The sequence below is a fragment of the Streptomyces sp. NPDC020801 genome (assembly GCF_044334385.1).
Classification (GTDB): Bacteria; Actinomycetota; Actinomycetes; order Streptomycetales; family Streptomycetaceae; genus Streptomyces.
The window spans coordinates 733,408-751,272 of record NZ_JBIRST010000001.1; the positions used below are offsets into that span (position 1 = coordinate 733,408).

General features: G+C 73.1%; 12 protein-coding genes. 10 read left to right on the forward strand and 2 right to left on the reverse strand.

The genetic code is table 11. The features are described from left to right. Positions 1-61: 61 nt before the first annotated feature. Positions 62-2,869 carry a lysylphosphatidylglycerol synthase domain-containing protein gene (locus tag ACH4UM_RS03495; protein WP_398173038.1) on the reverse strand — a complete coding sequence of 936 codons (2,808 nt, stop codon included), beginning with the start codon at positions 2,867-2,869 and terminating at the stop codon, positions 62-64. A gap of 186 nt (positions 2,870-3,055) precedes the next feature. Between ACH4UM_RS03495 and ACH4UM_RS03500 the strand changes: the two genes are divergently transcribed. From ACH4UM_RS03500 to nudC, 5 genes are all read left to right on the forward strand, one after another. Continuing rightward, entirely contained in the window at positions 3,056-3,442 is a 387-nt protein-coding gene (locus ACH4UM_RS03500; protein ID WP_398173040.1) for an MGMT family protein, read from the forward strand. 302 nt (positions 3,443-3,744) lie between these two features. Next, complete coding sequence (locus ACH4UM_RS03505) at positions 3,745-7,239, forward strand: ATP-dependent helicase (RefSeq protein WP_398173042.1); 3,495 nt, start codon at positions 3,745-3,747, stop codon at positions 7,237-7,239. Positions 7,240-7,352: 113 nt separating this feature from the next. Then, on the forward strand, positions 7,353-10,844 hold the full coding sequence (locus tag ACH4UM_RS03510) for an ATP-dependent DNA helicase (RefSeq protein WP_398173044.1): 3,492 nt from the start codon (positions 7,353-7,355) through the stop codon (positions 10,842-10,844). 10 nt (positions 10,845-10,854) lie between these two features. Further along, on the forward strand, positions 10,855-12,258 hold the full coding sequence (locus ACH4UM_RS03515) for a dipeptidase (protein ID WP_398173046.1): 1,404 nt from the start codon (positions 10,855-10,857) through the stop codon (positions 12,256-12,258). Positions 12,259-12,420: 162 nt separating this feature from the next. Continuing rightward, positions 12,421-13,365, forward strand: a complete 945-nt coding sequence (nudC, locus tag ACH4UM_RS03520) for an NAD(+) diphosphatase (RefSeq protein WP_398173048.1) — start codon at positions 12,421-12,423, stop codon at positions 13,363-13,365. 120 nt (positions 13,366-13,485) lie between these two features. Here nudC and ACH4UM_RS03525 read toward each other — a convergent pair whose 3' ends face one another. Then, positions 13,486-13,728 (reverse strand): mycoredoxin, encoded by a 243-nt coding sequence (locus tag ACH4UM_RS03525; RefSeq protein WP_398173050.1) that lies wholly within the window; start codon positions 13,726-13,728, stop codon positions 13,486-13,488. Between the two features lie 98 nt (positions 13,729-13,826). Here ACH4UM_RS03525 and ACH4UM_RS03530 point away from each other — a divergent pair, with 98 nt between their 5' ends. The 5 genes from ACH4UM_RS03530 (at position 13,827) to ACH4UM_RS03550 (ending at position 17,857) form a co-directional block, all read left to right on the forward strand. Next, positions 13,827-16,127 (forward strand): ATP-dependent DNA helicase UvrD2, encoded by a 2,301-nt coding sequence (locus tag ACH4UM_RS03530; RefSeq protein WP_398173052.1) that lies wholly within the window; start codon positions 13,827-13,829, stop codon positions 16,125-16,127. Positions 16,128-16,293: 166 nt separating this feature from the next. Continuing rightward, positions 16,294-16,614 carry a hypothetical protein gene (locus ACH4UM_RS03535; RefSeq protein WP_398173054.1) on the forward strand — a complete coding sequence of 107 codons (321 nt, stop codon included), beginning with the start codon at positions 16,294-16,296 and terminating at the stop codon, positions 16,612-16,614. A gap of 173 nt (positions 16,615-16,787) precedes the next feature. Beyond that, on the forward strand, positions 16,788-17,156 hold the full coding sequence (locus tag ACH4UM_RS03540) for a WhiB family transcriptional regulator (RefSeq protein WP_398173056.1): 369 nt from the start codon (positions 16,788-16,790) through the stop codon (positions 17,154-17,156). Next, a complete protein-coding gene (locus tag ACH4UM_RS03545) occupies positions 17,153-17,476 on the forward strand; it encodes a hypothetical protein (protein ID WP_398173058.1) in 324 nt (107 codons plus the stop codon). Before ACH4UM_RS03540 ends, ACH4UM_RS03545 begins: the two co-directional genes overlap by 4 nt. Before the next feature lie 171 nt (positions 17,477-17,647). Further along, positions 17,648-17,857: a hypothetical protein gene (locus ACH4UM_RS03550; RefSeq protein WP_398173060.1), complete on the forward strand. Its 210-nt coding sequence runs from the start codon at positions 17,648-17,650 to the stop codon at positions 17,855-17,857. Positions 17,858-17,865 lie beyond the last annotated feature (8 nt).

Genomic DNA, 17,865 nt, shown 5'->3' on the forward strand with positions numbered 1-17,865 from the left:
CGCCCCGCGGGCGGCCTCCCGCGCGGGGCGCGAGCCGTCCGGGGTACCCGCGGTCCGCCGCCTACAGCGCGCCCTTGCGGGTCAGCTGGTTGAAGGCCAGCCAGCCCGGCAGCACCGGCAGCCACAGCGTCAGCAGGCGGAACATCAGCACCGCGGGCGCGGCCACTTCCTTGGGCAGGCCCACGGCGATCAGACCGACCGTGAGGGTCGCCTCGACCGCACCCACACCGCCCGGCGTCGGGGCGGCGGAGCCGAGCGCGTTGCCGGCGAGGAAGACGACGGCGACGCTGGCGATGCTCAGCGAGGCCGAGTGGTCGCCGAAGGCCCGGATCGAGGCGTCCAGGCACATCACGAAGCAGAAGGTCAGCAGCAGCATGCCGCCGATGCCGGTGACGAGCTTCTGCGGCCGCTGCAGTACGTCCAGCATGCGCGGCACGACACCCGCGAAGAGCGAGCGCACGCGCGTGACGACGAACTTGCGCAGGAACGGCACCGAGGTGACCACCAGCACGAGCACCGCGACCGTCAGCAGACCCGCGATGACCGTGCGGGACGGCGACAGCGACGGGGTCTTCTCGGTCCCGGTCAGATAGCCGAAGGACAGCAGCATCAGGATGTGGCAGCCGAGCCCGAACAGCTGCGACGCGCCCACACTCGCCACCGCGAGCCCCGGCCGCACCCCCGCCCGCTGCAGGAAACGCGTGTTGAGGGCCACACCGCCGACCGCGGGCGGTGCCACGATCTTCACGAACGAGCCGGCGACCTGCGCCGCCACGGTCCGCACGAACGGCACTCGCTCCGGCACGAATCCCAGCAGCGCCATGGCCGCCGCGACATAGCTGAGTGCCGAGAACAGCACCGCCGCCACCACCCAGCCCCACTGGGCGTGGGCGAACAGCGTGCCGAACTCGATGTGGGTGAGCTGGGTCAGCAGGTAGTAGGCGCCGATGGCGCCCGCGATGAAGCTGATCAGCGTGCGCGGCCGCACCCGTTCCAGCCGGGCCGGCTCGACCGGCGCCTGTGGCCTGATCCGCAGCACCTGGTGGCGGATCTGTGTGAGCAGGTCCTCCTCGCGGGCCTCGTCCAGGGCCTCGTCGATGGCCCGCTTCTCCGCCCGCGCCTCGGCACGCTCGGCCTTCTTGTCCTTTTTATCCGTCCTGTCGGATCTATCGGGCTTGTCGAGCGTGACCGGCCCGGCGTCGCTCTCGGCCTGCTCCAGGCGGGCCTGCTTGGCCTGCCGCGACGCCTCCAGCACGGCCTCGCGCTCCCGCTGGGCCCGCTCCCGGCCCAGTCTGCGCAGGGTCGCGCGGGTGGAGCGGGTCAGCGCGATGGGCTGCAGCATGGGCAGGCAGTCGGCGACCGCGTCCGGACCGAGGACCTCGAGCGCGGAGTCCACGGCGCGTTCGGCACCCGCCCTGAGGCCGAGCGTCGTCACCAGCTGGGCGATGTCCATCCGCAGCAGCAGATCGCCGGCCGCGATCTCGCCGCCGCGCAGATCGGTGAGGATCACCCTGCCGGAACGATCCACCACAATCGCGTCACCCGCCAGCCTTCGGTGCGCGATGCGCCGCGACTGCAGGGCCCGCACCTGGTGCCAGGTGTGGCGCAGCAGCTCGTCTGTGATCTCCTCGTCCGCCAGCGAGTCGAGCGTGCGCCCGCCGGTGTGCTCGTAGACGAGCATCACGGCGTCCGGACCCAGCTCGGAGGTCGCGATCAGCTTGGGCGCGTTGGCGCCGGCCGCGATGGCCGCGTAGGCGAGCAGCGCCTCCTGCTCCAGGGCCTGGCGCAGCGACTGCAGGCTGCTGCGGGTGGCGAAGCCGCGCAGCGTGAGGTTGCGCCACACCCGGTAGAAGAAGCCCTGCGCCTGCTGCTCGCGGTCGACGACCGTGACGTCCAGCGGCGGGCCGTCCTCCAGGGTGACGAAGTAGCGGCGTCCCCGGTCGCCGGTGTCCGTGGTCTCCGCCGTCTCCTCACGGGCCGCGCTCACCGGGTGGAAGCCCACCGTCCGCAGTCCCGCCATCAGGGTCCGTCCCGTGGGCCGGACGTTCGGCGAGCCGACCGCGTACAGCGTGCCGTAGGCGACGGTCCAGCCGATCAGCACGGTGAGGATGATCGAGAACGGCGTTGTGTAGCCGGTGACCAGCATCGAGAAGGCGTCGAGCAGCAGCACGATCCAGAGCACCGCGCGCCAGCGCGGTCTGCGGGACATGCCGACGGCCGTCATATAGGCGATGACCGGGGCGAGGTAGCCGTGCACCGGGTCGGTCAGTGCATGGATGTCGCCGGGGGAGGGCTGGGTGAGCGCATCCTGGATGGAGGGCGGAGCGGCCTTGGCGACCCACAGGTCGGTGGCGAGCGTCACCCCGTGTGCGAGGACCGCCGCCAGCACGCCGTCGGCGATCCGCAGCCCGTCCCGCTTGATCAGCCGCTCGATCGCGAACGCGACCGGTACCAGCAGGATCGCGATGCTGGACGCCAGCCCGGCGATCTTGATGAGCAGGTCGGGGGCCTGCCCGGTGCCCTTGTTGATGTCCTGTTCGAGCCCGGAGGTGGTGCCGTGCGCGAACGCGGCGATGGCCAGCAGTACGACGATGCCGAGCACACCCACCAGCAGCCGCATCAGGTCGGAGGGACGGTGCACGCGCGCGGGGAGCAGCGGTTCGTCGCCCTCGAGCTCGTCGATGTGCGTCACATCGGCGCTCTCCTCGCCCTTCTTCTCCGCCTTCTTCTGAGCCGCCGCAGCCTTGTTGCCGGGCTCTCGACCGGTGGCGTCCGCATGGTCCTTGCCGCCCGCCTCGCCGGTGCCGGGGCGCGACGAAACCCCAGAGGTGCCCTCCGCGTCGTCGGGGTGAACACCCTGCTGTTTCATGGTCTCTTCTTGGTCTCGAATCACCGGTCACCGCCCGCACGATGGTGGCATGCCCCACCGACACACAGGGGCATCAGGGTGCATATACGGGGGCGCACAGTCTGCCGGAAGCGCCGCGCGGGTGCGAGGGCCACGCCCCGCCACGTGCGCGTCACACTGTCGGTGGCGTGGGGCAGGATGGGGCGGATGAGCGAAGTGAGCCTTCCGGACGACGGCCCCGCGGCACCTCCTGACGCGCTGCCGGAGTACGCCGAGCGGGTCCTCGAGGTCGCGGAACTGATCCCGCCGGGGCGCGTCATGACGTACGGCGACGTCGCCGAGTGGCTGGAGGAGGGCGGACCGCGCCAGGTCGGCCGGGTGATGTCCCTCTACGGCGGAGCGGTCCCGTGGTGGCGGGTCGTACGCGCCGACGGAGTCCTGCTCCCGGGCCACGAGCTGAGCGCCCTCGCCCGGTACCGCACCGAGGGCACGCCCCTGAAGGAGGCGGCCAGGACCGCCGAGGGCCACCTGCCGCGCCTGGACATGAGGCGCGCCCGGTGGGACGGCGGCGAACGTGCGCAGGGTCACACCTGACAGCTTCCGCCATCCGGCGGTGCCATGGGGAGCTCGTGGCCCGTACGGGGGAATCGGGGCACGTCCGTGGCATGCCGTACGTTCGTGCGTCGAGGGACACACGTGACGGCAGCGTCGGCAGGTGACGGCGGGAAGAAGGGGAAGCACTGCTTCCGCCCCCGGCGCCGGCGTAACGTCGGCTCCACGTGCCCCCCTCACCCCGCAGCCACCGCCCTTCCCCTCAGGCGGTCCGCCCCCTCCACGACGGCGCCCCGCACCGCCCGTGACAGACCCCAGAACACCCACCAGGACCGGCGAACCACGTGAGCTCCTCTTCCTTCACCAGGCGCCTGCCGCACCCCCAGGTGCGACCGGGGAACCGTGGCGCCTACCGGCTGGTGCGCACCCCGCCGGCCAGGCCGGATCCCCCTCGTCTGGACGCAGAACAGCGCGCTGTGGTTGACCACGAGTCCGGCCCGCTGCTCGTCCTCGCGGGTCCCGGCACCGGCAAGACCACCACGCTGGTCGAGTCCGTGGCCGCGCGGATCGCCCGCGGCGGCGACCCCGAGCGGATCCTGGTGCTGACGTTCAGCCGCAAGGCGGCCGTCGAACTGCGCGACCGCATGGCGCTGCGCACCGGGGCGGCCCGTGCGCCCCGCGCCACCACCTTCCACTCGTTCTGCTACGCCCTGGTCCGCGCCCACCAGGACAGCGGCCTGTTCGTGGAACCGCTGCGGCTGCTGTCCGGCCCCGAACAGGACGTGACCGTCCGCGGGCTGCTCGCGGGCCAGGTCGACCTGGAGCGGCTGGGCCTCGCGCACGTGCGCTGGCCGGACGAGCTGCGCGCCTGCCTGACCACCCGCGGCTTCGCCGACGAGGTCCGTGCGGTCCTGGCCCGCAGCCGTGAGCTGGGCCTGGGACCCGACGCCCTGGCGTCCTTCGCGCGCCGCATCGGCCGCCCCGACTGGCAGGCCGCGGCCACCTTCCTCGCCGAATACCTCGACGTCCTCGACCTGCAGGGCGTGCTCGACTACGCCGAACTGGTCCACCGCGCGGTGCTGCTCGCCCGTCGCCCGGAGGTCGCCTGGCGGCTCGCCGCGCAGTACGACGCGGTCTACGTCGACGAGTACCAGGACACCGATCCCGCCCAGGTGCGGCTGCTGCACGCCCTGGCCGGGGGCGGCCGCACGCTGCTGGCCTTCGGCGACCCCGACCAGTCGATCTACGCGTTCCGGGGCGCCGACGTGAACGGCGTCCTCCAGTTCCCGCAGACGTTCCCCCGCGCGGACGGCCGGCCCGCGCCCGTCGAGGTCCTGCGCGTCTCCCGCCGCTCCGGCGCCGCGCTGCTGGCCGCGACCCGCCTGCTGACCCGGCGCATGCCGCTGACCCGCCTGCCGGCCGAAAGGGTGCGCGCCCACCGGGAGCTGACCCCGGTACGGGACGGCGGCCGCGTCGAGGTCCACACCTACCCGACGCCGGGCACCGAGGTGGACAACATCGCCGACATCCTGCGCCGGGCCCACCTGGAGGACGGTGTCCCGTGGAGCGAGATGGCCGTCCTGGTGCGCGCCGGCGCCCGCAGCATCCCGACCCTCCGCCGCGCCCTGACGGCCGCCGGTGTGCCACTGGACGTCGACGGCGACGAGGTGCCGCTGCGTCACGAACCCGCGGTCGCCCCGCTGCTGACGGCCCTGCGCGCGGTGGCGACAGCGGAAGCGGCCCGGCGCCCGGAGGAGGGGACGGCCGCCGAGGAGCCGCAGGAGAGGCCCGAAGAGCAGCCTGAAGGCGAGCCGGAAGAGCAGCCTGAGGGCGAGCCGGAAGACCAGCCGGAAGAGCGCGAAAGCGAGCCGGAAGAGCGCGAAAGCGAGCCGGAAGCGCAGCCCGGAGGTGAGTCTGTGGAGCCCCCGGGGGAGACCCCGGAGCACACCCCGGACGCGGACGCCTGCTGGCTCGAGACCGAAACCGCCCTCACCCTCCTCGCCTCGCCGCTGGCCGGCATGGACACCGCCGACCTGCGCCGCCTGGGCCGCGCCCTGCGCGAGGAGGAGCGGGCCGCGGGCAACCCCCTGCCGCCACCCTCGGACGAGCTCCTCGCGCGGGCCCTGGCGGAACCGGAGCGCCTCGTCGCCCACGACCCCACGTACGCGCGCGGCGCCCAGCGTCTCGGCGCGCTGCTCGCCAGGGCCCGGCAGCGTCTGGCCGACGGCGGCACGGCCGAGGAGGCGCTGTGGGACCTGTGGGAAGGCACGCCGTGGCCCGCGCGCCTGGAGCGGACCGCGCGGCGCGGCGGCGCCGCGGGGCGTAACGCGGACCGGGACCTGGACGCGATGTGCGCGCTGTTCGCGACCGCCGCACGAGCGGAGGAACGCACCGGTGGCCGCGGCGCCCTCAACTTCCTGGAGGAGATCGAGGCGGAGGACATCGCCGCCGACACGCTGACACGGCGCGCCGTACACCCCGACGCCGTACGCCTGATGACGGCGCACCGCTCCAAGGGGCTCCAGTGGCGCCTGGTGGTCGTCGCGGGCGTCCAGGAGGGACTCTGGCCGGACCTGCGCCGCCGCGGTTCCCTGCTGGAGGCCGACCGCATCGGCCGCGACGGACTCGCCGAGCCGCTCACCCCGGGTGCGCTGCTGACGGAGGAGCGCCGCCTGTTCTACGTGGCCGCCACGCGCGCGCGTGAACGCCTCGTCGTCACCGCGGTGAAGGCCCCCGCGGACGACGGCGACCAGCCCTCCCGCTTCCTCACCGAACTCGGCGTCGAACCCAAGGACGTCACCGGCCGCCCGCGCCGCCCGCTGTCCGTCGCGGCCCTGGTCGCCGAGTTGCGTGCCACCACCGTCGACCCGCGCGTGTCCGACACGCTCAGGGAGGCCGCCGCGCACCGGCTGGCCCGGCTGGCGTCGCTCGCCGACGACGAGGGGCGCCCGCTGGTGCCCTCGGCGCACCCCTACCGCTGGTGGGGCATGGCCGAGCCGACCGAGAGCAAGGTGCCGCTGCGGGACCGCGACCAGCCCGTGGTGCTGTCCGGAAGCGCCCTCGACCAGCTCGCCAACACCTGCGCGCTGCAGTGGTTCCTCGGCCGTGAGGTGAAGGCCGACGTCCCCGCCACCGCCGCCCAGGGCTTCGGCAACGTGGTGCACGTCCTGGCCGACGAGGTCGCCTCCCGGCGCGCGCCCGCCGACCTCGCGGTCCTCATGGAGCGCCTGGAGACGGTGTGGAACGCGCTGGCCTTCGACGCGCCGTGGAAGTCGGCGCAGGAGAAGGAGAACGCGCGCGTGGCGCTCGAACGCTTCCTGCAGTGGCACGTCCTGGAACGCACCGGCCGTACCCCGGTGGCCAGCGAGCACGACTTCGACGTGACCCTGGAGGCCGGCGACTACCAGGTGCGCATCCGCGGCTCCATGGACCGTGTGGAGGCCGACGCCGAGGGCCGCGCCTACGTCGTCGACTTCAAGACCGGCAAGCAGGCGCCCACCGCCGCCGAGGTGGCCCGCCATCCGCAGCTGGCCGTCTACCAGCTCGCCGTCCGCGAGGGCGCCGTCGACGAGGCCTTCGACGGGATCCGCCCCGAGCCGGGCGGCGCCGAACTCGTCCAGCTGCGCCAGGGCGCGGCCAAGCGGGACGGCGGCGACGGCCTCCCCAAGGTGCAGGCCCAGGAGCCGCTGGAGGGGGAGTGGGTCGGCGACCTGCTGGCCACCGCGGCCGGGAAGGTCCTCGACGAACGGTTCACGCCGACCGCCGGGCAGCACTGCGCGCACTGTGCCTTCCGAGCCTCTTGCAGCGCGCGGCCGGAGGGACGGCACGTCGTCGAGTGACCGATGTCGGTGACGTGCGTGATGAACGGCACCATCTGGGCTGACCTGCGCTTCTGTCGGCCCGGCAGGCGATCCGGCATCCGTTGTCGGTGCCCGCCGCTAGCCTCTTCGACGTGCCCGCCCGTATCACCGATCCCGAGCAGCTCAAGGAGCTCCTCGGGATTCCGTTCACCCCGGAGCAGACGGCCTGCATCATCGCGCCGCCCGCCCCGCAGGTGATCGTGGCCGGCGCCGGGTCCGGCAAGACGACCGTGATGGCGGCCCGTGTGGTGTGGCTGGTCGGCACCGGCCGGGTCGCCCCCGAGCAGGTCCTCGGCCTGACCTTCACCAACAAGGCCGCCGGCGAGCTCGCCGAGCGCGTCCGCACGGCACTGGTCCGGGCGGGCGTCACCGACCCCGACGCCATCGACCCGGACAACCCGCCGGGCGAGCCGGTGATCTCCACCTACCACGCCTTCGCCGGCCGCCTCCTGACCGATCACGGCCTGCGCATCGGCCTGGAACCCACCTCCCGGCTGCTCGCCGACGCCACCCGCCACCAGCTCGCCGCGCGGGTGCTGCGCGAGGCCCCGGGCCCCTACCCGGCGCTGACCCGCTCCTTCCCCGACCTGGTCAGCGACCTGCTGACCCTCGACGCCGAGCTCGCCGAACACCTCGTACGCCCCGAGCGGCTGCGCGCCTGGGACGCCGAACTGCTGCTGACCCTGCAAGGCGGCAAGCTCAGCAACGCCGATCTGCGCAAGGTCCCCGAGACGGCCGCCGCCCGGCGCGAACTGGCCGAGCTGGTGCTCCGCTACCGGGCCGCCAAACGCGAGCGCGACCTGCTGGACTTCGGCGACCAGATCGCCCTCGCCGCACAACTGGCCCAGCTGCCCGAGGTGGGCCGCATCCTGCGCGAGGAGTTCCGGGTGGTCCTTCTCGACGAGTACCAGGACACCTCGGTCGCCCAGCGCATCCTGCTGGCCGGCCTCTTCGGCGGCGGCACCGGCCATCCGGTGACCGCCGTCGGCGACCCCTGCCAGGCGATCTACGGCTGGCGCGGCGCCTCCGTCGCCAACCTCGACGACTTCCCCGAGCACTTCGCGCACGCCGACGGCCGGCCCGCCACCCGCCAGGCGCTCAGCGAGAACCGGCGCAGCGGCGGCCGTCTCCTCGACCTGGCCAACGGCCTCGCCGAGCCCCTGCGCGCCATGCACGCGGGCGTGGAGGCCCTCCGGCCGGCCCCCGGCGCCGAACGCGACGGACTGGTGCGCTGCGCGCTGCTGCCCACCCACGCCGAGGAGATCGGGTGGATCGCCGACTCGATCGCCCACCTCGTACGGACCGGAAAGGCACCCGGCGAGATCGCCGTCCTGTGCCGTACGGCGACCGACTTCGCCGAGATCCAGGGCGCGCTCGTCGCCCTTGACGTCCCGGTCGAGGTGGTCGGCCTGTCCGGGCTGCTGCACCTGCCGGAGGTCGCCGACCTCGTCGCCGTCTGCGAGGTCCTGCAGGACCCCGGCGCCAACGCCTCCCTGGTGCGGCTGCTGACCGGCCCCCGCTGGCGCATCGGCCCGCGCGACCTCGCGCTCCTCGGGCGCCGGGCACGGCTGCTCGTCGCGCACGCGCGCATGGACGCCGACGACGACCCGGACCGCCGGCTCGCCGAAGCCGTCGAGGGTGTCGACCCGGCCGAGGTGATCTCGCTCGCGGACGCCCTCGACACCTTCCTGGAGACCCCGCTCGACGGCCACGGGGACGACGACGGGCTGCCGTTCTCGCCGGACGCGCGCGTGCGGTTCGCCCGGCTCGCCGCCGAACTGCGCGACCTGCGCCGATCGCTGTCCGACCCGCTGATGGACGTCCTGTACCGCGTCCTCGCGGTCACCGGACTGGAAGTGGAGCTGTCGGCGTCCCCGCACGCCCTGGCCGCCCGCCGCCGCGAGACCCTGTCGAACTTCCTGGACGTGGCCGCCGTGTTCGCCACCAACGAGAGCGAGGCGACCCTGCTGGCCTTCCTCGGCTTCCTGCGCACCGCCGCCCAGTACGAGAAGGGCCTCGACAACGCGCTGCCCGGCGGCGAGAACACCGTCAAGGTGCTCACGGCGCACAGGTCCAAGGGCCTGGAGTGGGACGTCGTCGCGGTTCCCGGCCTGGTCACCGGCACCTTCCCGAGCGGCCAGGGCCGCGAGAAGTGGACCGCCCAGGCCAAGGTGCTCCCGCACGAGCTGCGCGGCGACGCCGACACCCTCCCCGATGTCGGCGCCTGGGACTCCCGCGGCATGAAGGCCTTCCACGAGGCCATGAAGGACCACCAGCACACCGAGGAACTCCGCCTCGGCTACGTCACCTTCACCCGCCCCCGCTCCCTGCTCCTCGGCTCCGGCCACTGGTGGGGCCCGAGCCAGAAGAAGCCCCGCGGCCCGTCCGCCTTCCTCCGGGCCCTCCACGACCACTGCGCCGCCGGACACGGCGAGATCGAGGCCTGGGCGGACGAACCCGAGGAGGGCGAGGTGAACCCGGCCCTGCACCGGGCCGGCGCCGACCGGATCTGGCCCCTGCCCCTGGACGAGGCAGCCCTGGCCCGCCGCCGCGCGGCCGCCGCGACCGTCCTCGCCCACCTGGAGGACCTCGCCACCCGCCCGGAAGGCCACCCGGCGGTCAGGCACGACCCGGACTCCCACGACGACCCGGACTGGCCCCCGCCACCGAAGGACGACGAACCGCCCTACGACGAGAGCGATCCCTTTGCCGAGGACCCGGCGGACTGGGAGGAGTGGACGAGCGAGCGCCCCAAGATCCCGCACCAGGCGACCGCACCGCCACCGCCCTCCGCTGCGCCGCCCGCACGGCACCACCCCAGGGACGCCGAACCCGAGCCGCTCACCCCCGAGGAGGCCCGCATCGCCGCCTCCTGGGACCGCGACCTCGACGCACTCACCGGAGAGCTCCAGCGCGCCCGGCAGAGCGTCACCGACGTCCCCCTGCCGACGACGCTGACCGCGTCGCAGCTGCTGCGCCTGGCCGCGGACCCGGACGGGTTCGCGGCGGAACTCGCGCGCCCCATGCCGCGCCCCCCGCAACCCGCCGCACGTCAGGGCACCCGTTTCCACGCCTGGGTGGAGACCCGCTTCGAAGAGCTGACGCTGCCCATGCTGGAGCCCGGCGAACTGCCAGGCACCGACGCCGAGATCGACGACGAGCACGACCTGGAAGCCCTCAAGGACGCCTTCGAGCGCACCGAGTACGCCCACCGCACGCCCCACCGCGTCGAGGCCCCCTTCCAGCTGGAGATCGCCGGACGCGTCGTGCGGGGCCGGATCGACGCCGTCTACCGGGAGGGCGACGGCGCCGGGACGACGTACGAGATCGTGGACTGGAAGACCGGCCGGGCGCGCACCGCCGACCCCCTCCAGCTGGCCGTGTACCGGCTGGCCTGGGCGGAGCAGCAGGGCGTACCCCTGGAACGCGTCACGGCGGCGTTCCTGTACGTGCGCAGTGGCGAGGTCGTACGGCCGCGGGCACTGCCGGACCGGGCCGCCCTGGAGCGGCTGCTGCTCCAGGAGCCCCGGCACCGGCCGCGGTGTGACGCACCGCCCGAACAGGATGGCACCGAGTGCCGCTAGGCTCGGGAGCATGAGCCAGACCCCGGACAGCGCCGTCCGCACGTACATCGAGCAGCACCGCACCGCCTTCCTCGACGACCTCACCGAGTGGCTGCGCATCCCCTCCGTGTCGGCCCAGCCCGACCACGCTCCCGACGTACGGCGCAGCGCCGACTGGCTCGCCGCCAAGCTCAAGGAGACCGGCTTCACCACCACCGAGGTCTGGCAGACCCCCGGCGCCCCCGCCGTCTTCGCCGAGTGGCCCTCCGACGACCCCGGCGCCCCCACCGTCCTCGTCTACGGTCACCACGACGTCCAGCCGGCCGCCCGCGAGGACGGCTGGGACAGCGAGCCCTTCGAGCCCGTCGTCCGCGGCAACCGCCTCTACGCGCGCGGGGCGGCCGACGACAAGGGCCAGGTGTTCTTCCACACACTCGGCGTCCGCGCCCACCTCGCCGCCACCGGCCGCACCACCCCGGCCGTCAACCTCAAGCTGCTGATCGAGGGTGAGGAGGAGTCCGGCTCCCCGCACTTCCGCGCGCTCGCCGAGAGCCACGCGGACCGGCTGACGGCCGACGCGGTGATCGTCTCCGATACCGGAATGTGGTCCGAGGACACCCCCACGGTGTGCACCGGCATGCGGGGCCTGGCCGAGTGCGAGATCCGGCTGTCCGGTCCCGACCAGGACATCCACTCCGGCTCCTTCGGCGGCGCCGTGCCCAACCCGGCGACGGCCGCCGCCCGCCTCGTCGCCGCCCTGCACGACGAGCACGCGCGCGTGGCGATCCCCGGCTTCTACGACGGCATCGTCGAGCTCACCGACCGCGAGCGCGAACTCTTCGCCGAGCTGCCCTTCGACGAGCGGCGGTGGCTGCGCACCGCCAAGTCGTACGCCACCCACGGGGAGCGGGGTCACACCACCCTGGAGCGCATCTGGGCCCGCCCCACCGCCGAGGTCAACGGCATCGGCGGCGGCTACCAGGGCCCCGGAAGCAAGACGATCATCCCCTCCTCGGCCCTGGTCAAGCTGTCGTTCCGCCTGGTCGCGGGGCAGGACCCCGGGCACGTCGAGAAGGCCGTCCACGATTGGGCCGCCGAGCAGGTGCCCGACGGGATCCGGCAGGAGGTCGTGTTCGGCGCGGCCACGCGCCCGTGCCTGACGCCCCTGGACCACCCGGCCCTGCAGTCCGTGGTCCGCGCCATGGGCCGCGCCTTCGGCAAACCCGTCCGTTTCACCCGTGAGGGCGGCTCCGGACCGGCCGCGGACCTCCAGGAGGTCCTCGGCGCCCCCGTCCTCTTCCTGGGCATCTCCGTCCCCTCCGACGGCTGGCACGCCCCGAACGAGAAGGTCGAACTCGACCTCCTGCTCAAGGGCGTCGAGACCAGCGCGTACCTGTGGGGCGACCTCGCCGAGCACTGGCGCGATGCCCCCTGACGGACGGCCGCCGGCCGGGGCCGTGGCCGTGGCCCGAGCGGGGCACACTGGAAGTGCCGCCGCGCGGGCTCCAGGCCCCGCCGGACCCGGTCGCCGCCCGTCGTACGTCCCGCTGAACCGCCGCCGAAAACAACCGTTGCACCGGGGGAGTTGGAAGCACTCGTGACCACCTGGACCGACCACACCGCCGACCGGCCCATCTCGCTCACCGCGCCCAGCGGCATCGACCGGGCCGCCCACCACCGGCTCGACGAGGCGTGGCTCGCCGCGGCATGGAGCCACCCCTCGACCCGCTGCTTCGTGGTCTCCGGCGGCCAGGTGCTCATCGACGAGACGCCCGACGGCCGCACCGAGCTCGTCATGACCCCCTCCTTCGAGGCCCCCCTCACCGAGGCGCACCGCTACTTCCTGGGCACCGACGCGGACGGCGTCAGCTACTTCGCACTCCAGAAGGACTCGCTGCCCGGCCGGATGGACCAGTCCGCCCGCCCGGCGGGCCTGCGCGAGGCGGGGCTGCTGCTGTCGCCCCGGGACACGGGCCTGATGGTGCACGCGGTGGCCCTGGAGAACTGGCAGCGCCTGCACCGCTTCTGCTCCCGTTGCGGCGAGCGCACGGTGATCGCCGCGGCCGGCCACATCCGCCGCTGCCCGGCCTGCGGCGCCGAGCACTACCCGCGCACCGACCCCGCGGTGATCATGGCCGTCACCGACGACGAGGACCGCATTCTGCTCGGCCGCCAGGTGCACTGGCCCGAGGGCCGCTTCTCCACGCTGGCGGGCTTCGTCGAGCCCGGCGAATCCATCGAGCAGTCGGTGCGCCGGGAGGTCCACGAGGAGGTCGGCATCGCCGTCGGCCGGGTCGAGTACGTCGCCAGCCAGCCCTGGCCCTTCCCCTCCAGCCTCATGCTGGGCTTCATGGCGCGCGCCACCTCGACCGACATCGACGTCGACGGCGACGAGATCCACGAGGCCCGCTGGTTCTCCCGCGAGGAACTCGACCTGGCCTTCGAGTCCGGCGAGGTCCTGCCCCCGTACGGCATCTCCATCGCCGCCCGCCTCATCGAACTCTGGTACGGCAAGCCCCTGCCGACGAGAGGCTTCGTCTGAGACCGGCGCCGCGCCGGGACGACGGGAAGGCGGCCCCTGAGCGATCTCAGGAGCCGCCTTCCACTCGGCTCACGGGCGGTCGGGTGTTCCGCCGCGCCGGGGGCCGTCCTCCGGCCCGGCTCAGACGCCGATCTTCTGCTTGACCTGTGCCAGCGACGGGTTCGTCAGCGTCGAGCCGTCATCGAAGAGCACGGTCGGAACCGTCTGGTTCCCGCCGTTCGCCTTCTCGACGAAGGCCGCGGACGTCGGGTCCTGCTCGATGTTGATCTCGGTGTACGTGATGCCCTCGCGGTCCATCTGGCTCTTCAGCCGACGGCAGTAGCCGCACCACGTGGTGCTGTACATCGTCACAGTGCCCGGCATGTCTCTCGTGCTCCTTCGGAGGCTCGGGGACGTAATGGTCGCAGGGGAGGAACGTACGCCACGAGCCCAGGCATTCCCACCGGGGGTATCGGCGGAGCGTGACGCCTGCCGCATTGGTACGACCGCAGGGGCCTGCCTGTGGACAACCGGCTCAGCCGTCTCCGGAGACCTGGCAGCATGGCCGTGTGACAGCAGCAACGCACTCCCCGCTCTCCTCGCAGGTCCCGGACTCTGCCGACGCGGTGCTCGAAGGGCTGGACCCCGAGCAGCGCGAGGTGGCCACGTCCCTGCACGGTCCGGTGTGCGTGCTGGCCGGAGCCGGCACGGGCAAGACCCGGGCGATCACCCACCGCATCGCCTACGGAGTGCGCGCCGGCATCCTCCAGCCCTCCAGTGTGCTCGCCGTCACCTTCACCAACCGCGCGGCCGGCGAGATGCGCGGCCGGCTGCGCCAGCTCGGCGCGCAGGGTGTGCAGGCCCGCACCTTCCACTCGGCCGCTCTGCGCCAGCTGCAGTACTTCTGGCCGAAAGTGATCGGCGGCGGCATGCCCCGGCTCGTGGACCGCAAGATCCAGCTCGTCGCGGACGCGGCCGCAGCGTGCCGCGTCCGTCTGGACCGGAACGAGCTGAGGGACGTCACCGCGGAGATCGAGTGGTCCAAGGTCACCCAGACCGTTCCGGCCGACTATGCCCTCGCGGCCGCGAAGGCCGGCCGCGAGGCACCCCGCGACCCGGCGGAGATCGCCCAGCTCTACTCCGTCTACGAGGACCTCAAGCGGGACCGCTCGGTCATCGACTTCGAGGACGTCCTGCTGCTGACCGTCGCCGTCCTCCAGGACCGGCAGGACGTCGCCGAACAGGTCCGCGCCCAGTACCAGCACTTCGTGGTGGACGAGTACCAGGACGTCAGCCCGCTCCAGCAGCGACTGCTGGAGCTGTGGCTCGGAGACAGGGAGAACCTGTGCGTCGTCGGTGACGCCAGCCAGACGATCTACTCGTTCACCGGAGCAACCCCCGACCATCTGCTCGACTTCCGTACCCGCCACCCCGGCGCCACCGTCGTCAAGCTGGTCCGCGACTACCGCTCCACCCCCCAGGTCGTCCACCTCGCCAACGGACTGCTAGCCCAGGCCCGCGGCCGCGCCGCCGACCACCGGCTGGAACTGGTCTCCCAGCGCCCCCCGGGCCCCGAGCCGGTCCACACCGAGTACACCGACGAGCCCTCCGAGGCCGAGGGCGCCGCCCGCCGCATCCGCGACCTGATCGCCTCCGGGGTCCCGGCGAGCGAGATCGCGATCCTGTTCCGGACGAACTCCCAGTCCGAGACCTACGAGCAGGCACTCGCGGACGCCGGCGTGCCCTACCAGCTGCGCGGCGCCGAGCGCTTCTTCGACCGTCCCGAGGTGCGCAAGGCCGGCGTCGCCCTGCGCGGCGCCGCCCGATTCGGCGGCAACGACTCCCTCCTGGACGACGCCGTCGACCTGCCCTCCCAGGTGCGGGCCGTGCTGTCCGGCGAGGGCTGGACCTCGCAGCCCCCGGCCGGCTCGGGCGCCGTCAGGGAGCGCTGGGAATCGCTGGCCGCCCTGGTGAACCTCGCGCACGACTTCGCCGCCGCCCACCCGGGTGCCACCCTGAGCGATCTCGTGGCCGAGCTCGACGAGCGGGCGAGTGCCCAGCACGCCCCGACCGTCCAGGGCGTGACGCTGGCCTCCCTGCACTCGGCCAAGGGCCTGGAGTGGGACGCCGTCTTCCTGGTCGGTGTCGCCGAGGGCATGATGCCGATCACCTACGCCAGAACCGACGAACAGATCGAGGAGGAACGCCGCCTCCTCTACGTAGGTGTCACCCGGGCCCGCGAGCAGCTGCACGTCTCCTGGTCGCTGTCGCGCTCACCCGGCGGCCGGCCGAACCGCCGGCCCAGCCGCTTTCTCGACGGGCTGCGCCCCGGCTCGACCGGCACCGCCGGCCGCGCCGCCGCGGGCGGTGCCGGAGGCGTCGAGCGCGGCGTTTCCACCTCCGCCGGCCCGCGGGGAGCCGCGGGAGCCGTCCCGCGGCGTACCCGGCGGAGCCCGGCCCGGTGCCGGGTCTGCGGCCGCACGCTCGCCGAGGCCGGCGAGATGAAGCTGATGCGCTGCGAGGACTGCCCCTCCGACATGGACGAGGGTCTCTACGAGCGGTTGCGCGGGTGGCGGGCGGAGCAGGCGGAGCGCAGCGGGCAGCCCGCCTTCTGCGTCTTCACCGACAAGACCCTGATGGCGATCGCCGAAGCCGTCCCCGACGACGAGCGGGAGCTGGCGCGCATCCCCGGCGTCGGGATGCGCAAGCTCAACCGCTACGGGGCCGATGTTCTGGCCATCTGCGCAGGCCAGGAGCCCGCGCAGGAAGAGGACGAGGACTGATACCAACTCGTCGAAAAAATAGTTTGCGCATGCCCCAGGAATCCCCATAGGTTCTTGGTCACGGGAACAGCGGCCTTCCTGAGGCCCTGATTCCGTGCTCTACTTGCATATCCGCGTGGGCTGGCTCACCCCAGTCCCCCCGAGACGCCGAGAGGAGGCGATTCCAGTGATCAGCATCAACAGCAGCTCCATCAGCACCGCCAAAATGACCGATCGCTCGGTCGTCTCCCTGTGCATGCTCGGCGTCTCCAACCGGGGCACCGGTCTGTCCGGCATCCGTGCCGTGCGTCCGGCGTCCCCTCTGTCTCACACGGGTCTTCCCGTCCGTGAGCGCAATGAGCGACCGACGCAGGCACTGGAAGCAGTAGCGGCACAGGCACAGGCCTATGCCTTTACGGCGGCCGGTGCCGGAATCCGGAAGCAGACGACGCAGCACCACCTGATGTGGGCCTTCCGTGGGCCAGAACCCTGGAGTGATCCAGCCTGATCGCCGATCAGGCCGGCGCCTTCAGGGCCGCGGAACCCCATCCGGGATCCGCGGCCCTTCTGTTTGCCCCGAACGGGGACGACGCAGCGAAGGGGCCTCGGGACAAGAAAAGACCCGGTACCCAGCCGACACCCGGCCCACCGGCCGGACCGACCAGACGAGGAAGACGAACCGTGCAACTCGAAGCGCACGCCCCGTCCGTACCGCCTTCCGACACGATCCCCAAGCCCGGTCTCACGGAGGACCCCGCCTTGACCCCGCTCACCGCGCTCACCGCGCTCGACGACGCCATCGAGAGCCTCGGCGTGCCCGTCCCGTGCCGCTCCTACGACCCGGAGGTCTTCTTCGCCGAGTCGCCCTCGGACGTGGAGTACGCCAAGTCCCTCTGCCGCACCTGCCCGCTGATGGAGGCCTGCCTCGCCGGCGCCAAGGAGCGGCGTGAGCCCTGGGGCGTCTGGGGTGGCGAGCTGTTCGTCCAGGGTGTCGTCGTCGCCCGGAAGCGGCCGCGTGGCCGCCCGCGCAAGAACCCGGTCACGGCATGAACACCGCAGGAACGATCGACCGCCCCCTCACGCACGACCCCAAGAAGCAGGCCCCGATGAAGCCGTCCACCAGCGAGCCCGCCGGCTCCGCGACCGAAGACGTCACCACCACCGGCGCGAACGACTCGCGTCAGAACAGGACCCGAGAGATGCAACTCATCCCAGAAGCCCTGGCCCGTGCGCATATGCACGAGCGACTGCGGGAGGCGGAGCGGGAACGCCAGGCCGTGCGCCTGGCGACCGCCCGCCGGATGCAGCGCCGCGCCGAGCGCGCCTCGCGGCGCGCCCGCCGCGCGCTCGCCATGGCGGTCATGCAGTAACCGGCGCCCGCCGATCAGCGGCGACCTCCGCCAGGCGGCGAAACTGTTTTCCGGGGGCCGGTCCGTGCGAACGGACCGGCCCCCGCGGCGCGTTGTGACCTCTCCCGCGGCCCGTCCGGTCTCGCGGTGCGTTGCGCCCGCCGATCCGCGGCCCGGCGGTATCGTCGACGAGTGACGAGTCCATCCGGCGGCAGTGACCACGGCGGCTCCACCGCGGAGCGCCCGTCCCTGGTGTGCGCGCGCTGCGGCACCACGGCCGCAGACCCGCCCCCCACCTGGACCTGCTCCGTGGAGAACGCCGTACGCCGCTACTTCTGCGACGTCTGCTCCCGCCGGCACCTCCGCTCGATCGAGGGACGCCTCGACTCGGCCTGGTGGTAGGCCCCGCC